This window comes from Nonomuraea fuscirosea (assembly GCF_003001935.1).
Taxonomy (GTDB): domain Bacteria; phylum Actinomycetota; class Actinomycetes; order Streptosporangiales; family Streptosporangiaceae; genus Nonomuraea; species Nonomuraea fuscirosea.
On the sequence record NZ_PVNG01000063.1, the window covers coordinates 1 to 10,808 of the forward strand.

Below are 10,808 nucleotides of genomic sequence, written 5' to 3' on the forward strand. Positions count from 1 at the left end.
GCGGCCCGCGCGCGCAGGGCACGATGGGACTTCGAAGAGGAAAACCCGCTGCGCGGTCACGTCCGGCGGCACGATGTTCAGCTGGGCCGAGATCGAGCCGGTCTGGACGCCGGCCGGGTCGGCCACCACCTGGTACGTGCCGTCCGCCGGCAGCACCGTCGTGTCGAAGTAGCAGGAACTCGGGCAGAACGTGGACGGCACCAGGATCGAACCGTCCGGATCGCGCAGGGAGGCGTACGCGCTGGAGAACGTGCCGCCCGAGAAGGTCACCGAGATCCGCTGCCCGGCCGTCCCGTCGTAGGTCCAGATCGGGTTCTGCCCCGGGCCCTTCGTGGTCAGCTCGACCGCCGCGCCGCCCGCCGTGAGCGCCGCCTTGACCTCGCCCACCGTGACCTGCGCGGAGATGGAGCCGACCGCCGTGCCGGTGGGGTCCAGCACCACCGTGTAGGTGCCGTCCGCCGGCAGCGCCACCGTGTCGAACGCGCACGACGGCTTGCAGAAGGTGCGGTCGAACAGCTCCGTTCCGTCCGGTTTGCGCACCAGTGCGTACGCGCTGCTGAACGTGCCCTCGGTCAGCGCGAACGCGGCCCGCTGGCCCGCCGTGCCGGCGAAGGACCAGGTGGCGGCCTGCCCCGGGGCGGTCGTGGTCAGCTTGACCGGGCCGCCGCCCGCGGTGAGCGTGCCCGTGACGTCGCCCTCGGTGACCTGCGCGCTGATGGCGCCCACCGCGGTCTTGGTCGGGTCCAGGACGAGCGTGTAGGTGCCGTCCTCGGGCAGCGCGATCGTGTCGAACGCGCACGCCGTCTTGCACCAGGTGGAGCGGACCAGGTCCGTGCCGTCCGGCTTGCGCAGTGACGCGTACGCGCCGCTGAACGTGCCGTCCGTCAGCGCGAACGCGACCCGCTGGTCCTTCGTGCCGGCGAACGTCCAGTACGCCCGCTGGCCGGGCCCCGTGGTGGTCAGCCGCACCGGCTCACCGCCGACGGTCAGCGCGCCGACGACGTCACCCTCGATCACGCCGGCCGTGACGGGCCCGGTCTGCACGTCGGTGGGATCGACGAGCAGCGTGTACGTGCCCGTCGCGGGCAGCGTGACAGTGTCGAAGGCGCAGGCCTTCGGGCAGTGGGTGGAGCCGAACAGCCGGGTCCCGTCCGGCTTGGTGATCGAGGCGCTGGCGGTGCCGGCCATGCCGCTGACCGCGAACGCGACGCGCTGCCCCTCCGTGCCGGCGAACGTCCAGGACGCGTTCTGCCCCGGGACGGTGGTGGTCAGCGTGGACGGCGCGTCGATCGCGATCGTGCCGGTGACCGCCTCGGGCACCCCGTACAGGCGCAGGGCGATCGAGCCCGTCTTGGCGTCCTTCGGGTCCCACACCAGCGCGTAGGTGCCGGTGACCGGTAGCGTCTCGGTGTCGACGTAGCAGGCCGCGCCGCAGGAATCCTGCGCCAGCAGCCTCCCGTCGGGCCCGCGCAGTTGCAGGGTGGCGTCGCCGAGCGAGGCCAACGTGCCGTCGGCGAGCTCGGCGGAGATCCTCTGGCCCGCGGTGCCGGTGAACGTCCAGGTGCCCCGCTGGCCCGGGTCGGTGATCCGCAGCGGCACCTGCGGCCCGTCGATCGCCGCGGTGGCGGTGACGTCGGCCCCCAGCGTGTTCACTCTGAGCCGGTACGGCCCGAACATGTCGTTCCACGGCCACACGCGCAGCCGGTAGGCGCCGGCGGGCAGCCCGTCCACGCGCTTGGCGCCGCACAGGTAGGAGGTGGCGACGCTCGCGCCCGCGGCGTCGGCCAGTTCCCACCGCAGCCCGAACCCGGACCCGGGGCACTCCTGCGCGTCGACGAAGACCGAGGCCGGCTGGTCCAGCGTGAACCGGTACTCGTCGACCGCGACCTCGCCCTCCAGGTTGCCCGCGCCCTCGCCGGGCACGCCGTCCGAGGCCGTGAACGGCAGCGTGACCGGGAACGTCTGCGGCGGGGTGACCTCCAGGTCGAGCGCCACGTTGTCGAGCCCGTACGCCTGGCTGGACAGGCCCGCCATGCCGGTGGCCGAGACCTTGACCTCGATCTGACTGTTCTTGTGCGTGATCGGCGCCGTGACGCGGTACTTCGCCCACGGCAGGCCGCTCACCAGCGTCCCGGACGCGACGGGCGTCAGCTCGGCCGGCGTGATCTCGTACGGGTCGTCGCGGTCGGTCTCGACCGTGATCTTCTCGGTGTCGGAGTCGGAGGTCCAGTCGCCGACGGCCAGCAGGTCGAAGCTCAGCGTGCCGGCCTTGTGCAGCGGCAACGACTGCACGAAGAACCGGTAGGAGTCGCCGCCGCTGAGCGGCCCGGCGAACGAGCTCACCGCGGGGTCGGCCGACACCCGCGAGGGCAGCGTGTTCTTGCCCAGCGTGCCCTCGAAGTCGATCGTCAGGTCCCCGTTGGCGTCCACGGCCTGCGCCGCCGGGTCGAGGCTCACCGTCTTCTGCTCGGCGGCGGCCTCGGCGAACGAGGTGTCCGCGGTCAGCGCGATGTCCAGGACGCAGTCGTTGAACGGCACGCCCGGCGCGACGCCGCTCTCCTCGCACTGCGCCGTCGCGAGCTGCATCTGCTCGGGCGTCAGGTCGTGGATCGTGACGATGCGGGAGGGGAACTGCAGGTTCGTGAACGTCGCGGTGCTCTCGCCCGGGCCGTAGGTGAACAGCGACTCGGTGTCGTCCAGCCGCCAGGAGTTGGCGTAGTCGGTGTGCAACTGGGCGGGGGTGGCGTTGGCGGGCAACTGGGTGCCGTCACGCAGCTTCAGGTCGTTCTTCGGGTCACCGTCGGCGTTGCCGAGCAGGCCCTCCAGGTCGCTGTCGGCGGACGGCGGCAGGTAGAGGCCGGCGGCGCCCCGCCGCCAGGACAGCACGGGCCCTTCCAGGGCGTCGAACATGACCAGCCACTTGCCGTCCTTGCGCAGGACGAACGCTTCCTTGCCCAGGTAGAGGAGCTTGCCGGCGCCGAGCGTGGTCTTCTGGCCGTCGATGTAGAGGTCGTCCTCGTGGAACTCGACCTTGTGGTCACCGGCCTCCATCGCGGCGTCGAACATCACCGACACGTCGCGGCCGCCGCTGGCGGGGCTGAGCCGGCCGTGGATCTCCAGGCCGTACCTGTCGCTGCTGGCGAGGACGAACTCGCCGACGGACTGCAGGTCGTAGCCCAGGCCGTCCAGGGTGGTGAAGTGCGGCTCGCCCTTGACCAGGCCGCCGTGCTCGGAGAAGTACCACAACAGGATGAGGACGACCAGCGCGCCCACCCCGAGCAGCAGCGCCGCCTCGATGGTGGCGAAGCCGGCCGCGCGCAGGAAGAGCGCGCCCGCCGGGCTGCGGAGGAACACCATGATGGAGGCGGTCAGCGCGGCCGCGGCGGCCGCGGCGCTGCCGTACTTGGCGACGTCGATGTTCTGCGGGTCGCCGGAGTCGTCGGAGTCGTTGCCGGGCCTGGTGAGCTGGTCGATCAGGTGGCGCAGGCCCGGGGGGATCGGCCAGTAGCGGTCGTCGTCGTCCTCCTCCACTTCGGGAATCTCGGCGGGCGGGCTGCCCGGCGGGGGCTGCCGCTTGGTCTCCTCGCACTTGCGTTCCTTCTTCACCTCCTCGATGTGCAGCAGGCCGGGAACGGGGGACAGCGCCCGGTACGTGGAGAGCTGGTAGCCGTCCTTGCCGTCCACCTTGCAGGAGGGGTTCTTGCTGTAGACCTGGAACCAGTCGTCGTAGCTGCCCCAGCGGTTGAGCACCGTGCCGGCGGTGACGTTCTTGACACCGTCATTGGTCAGTACGCCGACGTACCGGACGACCTGCCCGCCCCAGCCGGAGTAGTCGGGGTTGCCCTCGACCTTGGCCTCGATCACCTGGCCCCAGTTGTTGCCGGCGCGGTCGTAGTAGATGATGTCGGGCCGGTCGCTGCCGCCGCTGAGGGTCGGCTCCCACTGGATCTCGGGGTTGATGAGCCCGCCGCTGCCGCCGATCTGGTCGCTCAGGTACTTGATGGCCCTGGCCTGCCCGATGGCCTCGATGCCGCCGGACGGGCTGCACTCGTTGGGCTGCTGGTAGATGTGGGTGCCGAGCACCGGACGGTCGCGCAGGCACGCCTCGTTGATGCGGCGGCGCGTGGAGTACATGTGCTTGAAGACGCAGCGTTTCTGGCCGCTGCGGCCGTTGGACCAGTCGTCGCTGTTGGGCGAGCAGGCGGTGGCCGCCTCCGCCCACCTGGCTAACAAGAACTCGGGCACGGGAACGAGGAACCCGGCCACGAGCACGGCCACCATGAACAGACGAAGACGCCGCACGCGTTCACCCCGAATAAAGAGGACATAAGACTGGCAGCGGGACCGTACACCCAAAAGATCGTTTTGCGGTAGAGATCACCAGCTCCTCTTTCGGGTGATCTTTGGCTAGGCTGCGCACCGGATCAGCAACAGGAGGTGTCGTGGTCGTCGACCGGTCATGGGAGATCGCAGACGCGCCGGCGGCGCGCCCGGTGCGCGCGGCCCGGATGGTGCTCGCGGTCAGCGGGCCGGGCGGGGCCGCCGTGATCGTGCTGGACGCCGACGGCGACACGTTCGCGGCCGTGCCCGGCCTGCCGGCGCACCTCGCGCCGGAGACGGTGTCGCTGTCGTCCGACGGCACCCGGCTGGTGCTCACCGCGCGCCAGGACGACGGCGCAGGCCCGCCGCGCGTCGTGCTGCACACGCTCGCCACCGGGACCCGCCAGGAGTTCACCTCCGACGACTACCTGCGCGCGGCGCTCTCCCCGGACGGCACCCACCTGGCCGTCCTCGCCGACCTGTCCGACGGCCCCGGCATCCCCGGCGTCGGCGACGAGCTGGCCGGCATCGAGCTGATCGACACCGGCACCGGCGCCCGGCAGCGGCTCTGGCAGGCCGAGGGCTACTGGGAGGAGGCCTCGATCAGCTGGTCGCCCGACGGGCTGCTGCTCGCCGCGACCTACCTCACGCTGGACGACGTCCTGACGACCGTGGTCCTCGACCGCGCCGGCAAGGAGCTCGCCGCCTACGCCGAACGCGTGGCCCTGCCCGGGCCGCACTCCGTCTGGGCCTCCGGCCACGAGCTGATCGTCTACCCGGAGCCCGACGACGAGAGCCCGCTGATCCTCATCGACGTGCGGACGGGCGGCGAGCGCCGCTTCACCCGGCGCACCTTCGACGGCTACCTCGCCGTCAGCGCCGGCCGTGTCGTCCGCCCCGGCTCCACGCCCGGGCGGCTCGTCACCACCGACCTCGACGACGGCGACGAGCGCCCCTTCCTGACCATCGGCCCGGCCGTCTCGATCGACACCCTCGACATCGTCGCCTGACGCTTCAGCCCTAATGGCGCGATCGTTCACGACATCGCCTCGCGCGGGTCCGTACGCTCGGTGCGGAGGTGGTCGGGGATGGACGAGGGATACTCCTCGCCGGCCCGTTCGACCCCCTGTGGCACGCGGGGCCGGTCGACCGGTTCCGCCTGGCCTGGATCCCGGGAACCGCCCACCCGCGACGTTCGGCGCCCCCGCCCGCGGAGCGGTACGGCCCTGAAGCGGCTGCCTCAACCGGGCGACGGCCGCCGGAAGTCTGGGCGGTGGCAGGGCGAAGACAGGGACCGATCACGGAAACCGTGCTGACTGCGGTCACGCCGCGGTGGTCAACATCGGTTCCAGCCTCGCACTGGCCCCCAAGCGCGCCGCTCCGGTGTACTGCGCCACCGAAGCGGCCGTTTCCACGTACACGCGGGCGCTGCGGTACCAGCTGCAGGACTCCGGCGCTCGTCTTCAGGCCGTCGAAGTCGTGCTGCTCCGGCTGGGAGGGCGTTCGCTGGTCAGAAGCGGAACATCTCGGTGAAGCGGCCGAGTAGCGTCGGGTCGCCTTCGACGCGCATGCTGCCCGTGCGGAGGAGTTCGTCCGGCGTCTTGTCGCCGCTCATCAACTCGCGGACGGGGAAGCCGGCCAGGCGTTCGACGATGAGGTCGGGGGCGGGGTGCGGGCCGATGCCGACCGCGAGCTCTCCATCGGTGATCTGCAGGCGGAACGTGAAGTCGCCCATCCGGATCTCGTAGCCGGCGGTGACTCCGCGGGCCGCTTCCGGGCGGTACGTGGTGCGGAAGGACATGGCGATCGACTCGGCGGTGATGATCTCGCCGGGGCGGGGTTCGGAGAGTGTCCGCGCGCCCCAGCGGCCCAGTGCGATCAACGCGGGTTCGAGGTCGCGGCCGTAGTCGGTGAGCTCATAGACGACGGCGCGTTCGGGGTGCGGGAGCGCGCGACGGGTGGCCAGCCCGGTCTCCTCGAGTTGTCTGAGGCGGGCCGACAGGATGTTGGTCGGGATCGACGGCAGGCCTTTGTGCAGGTCCGTGAAGCGCTGGGCTCCGGTGAGCAGGTTGCGGATGATCAGCATGGTCCATCGTTCGCCGACCATCTCCATCGCGCGGGCCAGGCCGCAGAACTGTCCGTACTCCCGAGACGCCATGATGCAGATCTTAGCCTCTACTTCAGTTGACAGAGCATGCTTGCAAAAGACAAGCTTGGTTGCCGTGCAGCCCGTATGCGCCGGGCAGATTGGAGAGAACGCATGTCGTTTCAGGCGTACCTGGACAACATCGAGGACAAGACCGGACTGACGCCACGTGACTTCATCGCTGCGGCGAAGGAACGCGGCTTCGACGACCCGTCAGTGAAGGCCGGAGTGATCGTCGACTGGTTGAAACAGGACTACGACCTCGGACGGGGACACGCGATGGCGTTGGTGCACGTCATCAAGAAGGGGCCGAAGATCGACGCCAAGCACGTCGGCAGCTCCGGCGTCCATCGCGACGCGTCCGACACGCTCTGGCTGGACGGCAAGGACAACCGGCCCTGACGAGCCCCCGATGAGCCGGAAGGACCGTGGTCGCGACGGGCAACGCGCTGACCCGGCACGACGACGGGCCGAGAGCCTTCACCGCGAGAAGTCGGAGACGTGGGCGGCGGACCACTGGGCGAAGGTGCGCGGCGGCCGGCCGGTGAGCTGCTCGACCGCAGGGTGGACGGTGGTCTCGTCGATGGTGTGGTCGCGGTAGAAGCTGAAGAAGGCCCTGACGTACTCGATCGGCGTGGTGGCGCTCATCTGCTCCCAGGCCTCTTCGTCGGTCAGCGCCTCGAAGCGCAGCTCACGACCCAGCGCGCGGCCGAGGATACGGAGGCGGTCGGCGGGCAGCAGCGCCTCGGGCCCGGTGAGGGAGTAGGCGCGTCCCTCGTGCCCCGGCTCCAGCAGCGCCTCGGCGGCCACCGCCGCGAGGTCGGCCGGGTCGACGGAGGCGATCGGCACGTCGCCGAAGGCGTCACGCACGACGTCGCCCGTCCGTAACTGGGGCAGCCAGCGCAGGGTGTTGGACATGAAGGCGGCCGGCCGCAGGAACGTCCAGGCCAGGCCGGACTCGCGTACCGCCGTCTCGGAGTCGATCATGTACGCCGAGACGGCGTTGCCGGTGTCGGTGGCCACGGCGGCCTGACCGGACAGCAGCATCACCCGCTCGACTCCGGCCCTGGCGAGTTCGGCGGTCAGCCCGGGCATGTCGCGATAGCCGGGCAGCAGGAACACTCCTCGCACCCCGTCGAGCGCGGGACGCAGCGAGGCGGGTTCGTTCAGGTCGGCTCCGCCGGCCCGGGACAGGGCGCGGACCGGGACGCCGGCCGAGGTGAGCCGCGCGACCAGCTCGCGGCCGACGTTTCCGGTGGCTCCGGTGACGAGAATCACCGCAACGTCCTGCGGAGGTGCGCGGCTGCTGTGTCGGCCGAGAACGTCACTTGCGGCTCCTGGTCGTAGAAGTCGAACGGGGTGCCCTAGATCCACAATACGGTCGGCCCGCGTGGAAGCGGCACGCACCGTCGGGGATCGCGGCGTCCTGGCTGGTCACGCACTGCCGTCGCGGGATGAGCGCCCGCCCGTCCGGGTACGAGTACTCGGCATCGGGGGAGAACGTCTGGGAGGTCGTCCGTGATCAGGCCGGCGCACTGGTTCTCCGACGCGTTGTTCCCGCGTGGCACGAACGAGCACGGCCCCCTGCCCGCGCTGCTCGTCATGCTGATGGTCTCCTCCGGCCTCGTCGACGCCATCACCTTCCTCGGCCTGAACCGCGTCTTCGTCGCCAACATGACCGGAAACGTGGTCTTCTCCGGCTTCGCGATCGCCGGCGACCCCCGGCACCAGTTGTGGGCGCACCTGCTGGCCCTGGCCGCCTTCGCCGCCGGGGCGTGGAGCGAGGGGCGCGTGGCCAGAAAGATCGAGGAAGCTCGCCGCCGGCTGTTCCACCTCACGGTCACGCACGCGGTTCTGGTGGCGGCGGCGCTGGCCGTGGTGCTGCTGGCGGGCGTGCGGGGCACGGGCCCGGAGACGGCGCTCATCGTGCTGCTCGGTTACGGCATGGGCATGCAGAACGCGGTCGCGCTCCGCATGGCGGTGCCGGACCTGGTCAACATCACGGTCGTCACGAGCATCGTCACCCGGCTGGTCTCGCAGGCGCCCGCGCAGGCGTGGCGGCGCCGGGCGTGCGCGATCGCCGCCATGTTCGCCGGCGGGATCCTGGGGGCCGCGCTCTACCTGGTCGCGGGCATGGCCGCACCGCTGGCGGTGGACCTCCTCCTGCTCGTCCTCATCGCGTACGTGGCCCGCGACGTCCTCCCGGGTCCGGCCCGGGCGTAGGCGGCGGGTTCACCGAAATCCAGCGCCGCCGGGCTGGATGAGTCCCGTCTCGTACGCGGCGATGACGGCCTGGACCCGGTCGCGCAGGCCGAGCTTGCTCAGCACCGCGCTGACGTGCGTCTTGACCGTGTGCTCGCTGACGTGCAGGTGCGCCGCGATCTCCGGGTTCGACAGGCCGTGGCCGAGCAGGGTCAGCGTTTCGAGCTCCCGTCCGGTCAGCCGGCCCAGGTCCGCGGGAGGCGGCGCGGGGGAGGCTCTCGCGCCGGTGCTGTGGTTGGGCGACCGGCGCGCCGCCACGCCCGCCTGCGGGTCGCCGAGCAAGACGAGTCCAGTCGCTCCGAGTACGGCATCTCGTCCTGGCACCCGCGCCTGTGAGCGCAGCTCGCCCGTGTCGCGGCCGATTCGCAGCGGCGCCACGTAGAGTCACGTGGTTGCGGACCGGCTGGTCACGATCTTTGCCGTCGGTGATTCTCACGGTGGAGCTGTTCTCCTCGTAGCGGCGGCTCGTCAGGGTTGTGCTCAGTTCTGCAGCGGCATGAGGTGGTCGGCGAACTCGTCGAGCCAGCGCTCGGCCGAGGGCACCGGCGCGGCGGGCCGTACCACGAACTTGGTGATCCCGGCCTCGACGTAGCGCTCGATCAGGTCGCGGGCGGCGACCCAGCCGACCGGGACGATCTCGGCGGGGTCGGCGCCGGGGTTGCGGCGGGCGATGGCGTCGATCGCGGTGGCGGGGATCTCGGCCGCGGCCACCGCGAGGCTGGTGCCGTAGTGGTCGGCCTCGATCTCGCGGCCGGCCTCCGCCGCGTGCGCCGCGATCGCCGTACGGCCGGCGGCGGCCTGGTCAGGGGTGAGGAAGCTGGCCAGCCAGCCGTCGGCGAGCCGGCCGGCGCGGCGCAGCGCGCGCTCCCCGCTGCCGCCGACCCAGATGTCGAGCGGCTTGGCCGGCAGCGGGCCGACCCCGGCGTTCTCCACCGTGAAGAACTCGCCGTGGAAGGTCACCTTCTCCTGCCGCAGGAGCAGCCTGAGCAGTTCGAGCGACTCGTCGAACACCGCGCCGCGTGGCCCGGGCACGGGGAACGCCTCCCGTTCCGCGGGCCTGGCCGGCGTCAGCCCGAAGGCCGGCAGCACCCGCTTGGGGCCGAGCGCGGCCAGCGACACTAGCTGCTTGGCCACCCGCACCGGATGGCGGCCCGGCAGGATCGCCACCCCCGTGCCGACCTTCAGCCTGCGGGTGACGGCCAGTGTGTACGCCATGCCGACGACGGGCTCGACGGACGGCCCGTGCACGAGCTCCGACAGCCACAGGGAGTCGATCCCGAGAGCCTCGGCCCGCTGGGCGAGCCCGGCGAGGTGGCCGGGGGTGTCTCCAGGTGGCGGCGCTATCCCGATGCGTACCTTCATCGGCCCATTATCTGCTCGTCTGCTTGGGCGAGGCGGTTCACGCCGAACGACCCGTGTGCACGAGTCTGGCTGCTCACATAGACGGTGCCGGCGACGGGACAGGTCGGCATGAACACACGGTCATCGAGCTCGGAATGGGGTCTGCGGGAGCGGGAACGTGAAGCGCGAGCGTAGTAACGTCATCGTCCTGTGTGAATACGGATAGCATTTGGTCGATGAGGTAGTCGAGCAGTAATTGTGGGCTTTTCACAACGCCTTTCGGGGCCATGCTCGCAGTCGCACAGAGTTGAGCGAGTCCGGCATCGAGCCCGCGCTTCCTGCCCTTTACAAGTCCGTCAGAATAAAGAACGGCAGTATGGCCAGGAGGTATCAGAAAGCGAGTGTGCCCGCGCGGACTCGGCCAACCCAGGGGAGCGCTGGGTTCAACGTCGCATAGGGTTGCCGTCCCCTCCGGCGAGATCAGCAAGGGAGGCGGATGGCCCGCGAGGGCCAGCGTGCACTCGCCGGTGGTGGGCTCGACGAGCATATAGGCCAGAGTGGTGATCTGTTCGTCGCCCTCGGATTGGTGGAGTTGGTCTAAGCCGGTGAGCACGGCCGCGGGCGGCGGGTTGGTCAGCGCCAAGGCCCGCATGGCGTTGCGGATGCGGCCCATGCCGGCGGCGGCCTTGACGCCCTTGCCCATGACGTCGCCGACGACGGCCGCGACGCGTCCGTCCTG

9 protein-coding genes are annotated in these 10,808 nt (G+C 70.9%); 3 read left to right on the top strand and 6 right to left on the bottom strand.

Features of this window, described 5'->3' with window-relative positions:
• Positions 1-4,302: VWD domain-containing protein (locus B0I32_RS55640; protein ID WP_181308946.1), on the bottom strand; the 4,302-nt coding region annotated here is incomplete at its 3' end.
• Positions 4,303-4,442: 140 nt separating this feature from the next.
• Between B0I32_RS55640 and B0I32_RS55645 the strand changes: the two genes are divergently transcribed.
• Complete coding sequence (locus B0I32_RS55645) at positions 4,443-5,330, top strand: hypothetical protein (RefSeq protein ID WP_106253560.1); 888 nt, start codon at positions 4,443-4,445, stop codon at positions 5,328-5,330.
• A gap of 500 nt (positions 5,331-5,830) precedes the next feature.
• Here B0I32_RS55645 and B0I32_RS55650 read toward each other — a convergent pair whose 3' ends face one another.
• Positions 5,831-6,478: a winged helix-turn-helix transcriptional regulator gene (locus B0I32_RS55650; RefSeq protein WP_106253561.1), complete on the bottom strand. Its 648-nt coding sequence runs from the start codon at positions 6,476-6,478 to the stop codon at positions 5,831-5,833.
• A gap of 102 nt (positions 6,479-6,580) precedes the next feature.
• Between B0I32_RS55650 and B0I32_RS55655 the strand changes: the two genes are divergently transcribed.
• Entirely contained in the window at positions 6,581-6,868 is a 288-nt protein-coding gene (locus tag B0I32_RS55655) for a DUF4287 domain-containing protein (RefSeq protein ID WP_106253563.1), read from the top strand.
• A 78-nt stretch (positions 6,869-6,946) separates the two neighbouring features.
• Here the strand turns inward: B0I32_RS55655 and B0I32_RS55660 are convergent, their stop codons facing one another.
• Positions 6,947-7,744, bottom strand: coding sequence for an NAD(P)H-binding protein (locus B0I32_RS55660; protein ID WP_106253565.1), 798 nt, complete (start codon positions 7,742-7,744; stop codon positions 6,947-6,949).
• Positions 7,745-7,984: 240 nt separating this feature from the next.
• On the opposite strand from B0I32_RS55660, the gene B0I32_RS55670 reads away from it, so the two are divergent.
• Positions 7,985-8,689 (top strand): YoaK family protein, encoded by a 705-nt coding sequence (locus tag B0I32_RS55670; protein WP_106253566.1) that lies wholly within the window; start codon positions 7,985-7,987, stop codon positions 8,687-8,689.
• A 9-nt stretch (positions 8,690-8,698) separates the two neighbouring features.
• Here the strand turns inward: B0I32_RS55670 and B0I32_RS61535 are convergent, their stop codons facing one another.
• From B0I32_RS61535 to B0I32_RS55685, 3 genes are all read right to left on the bottom strand, one after another.
• Positions 8,699-9,106 (bottom strand): LuxR C-terminal-related transcriptional regulator, encoded by a 408-nt coding sequence (locus B0I32_RS61535; RefSeq protein ID WP_106253568.1) that lies wholly within the window; start codon positions 9,104-9,106, stop codon positions 8,699-8,701.
• A 102-nt stretch (positions 9,107-9,208) separates the two neighbouring features.
• Complete coding sequence (locus B0I32_RS55680) at positions 9,209-10,090, bottom strand: TIGR03854 family LLM class F420-dependent oxidoreductase (protein ID WP_106253569.1); 882 nt, start codon at positions 10,088-10,090, stop codon at positions 9,209-9,211.
• Positions 10,091-10,163: 73 nt separating this feature from the next.
• On the bottom strand, positions 10,164-10,808 hold a 645-nt coding region (locus B0I32_RS55685; RefSeq protein ID WP_146178767.1), incomplete at its 5' end, for a PP2C family protein-serine/threonine phosphatase.

What these genes read in the sequence shown, in the direction of transcription:
- B0I32_RS55655 (WP_106253563.1), top strand. Translation starts at nt 6,581, where the DNA reads ATGTCGTTTCAGGCGTACCTGGACAACATCGAGGACAAGACCGGACTG.
- B0I32_RS55650 (WP_106253561.1), bottom strand. Translation starts at nt 6,478, where the DNA reads ATGGCGTCTCGGGAGTACGGACAGTTCTGCGGCCTGGCCCGCGCGATG.
- B0I32_RS55680 (WP_106253569.1), bottom strand. Translation starts at nt 10,090, where the DNA reads ATGAAGGTACGCATCGGGATAGCGCCGCCACCTGGAGACACCCCCGGC.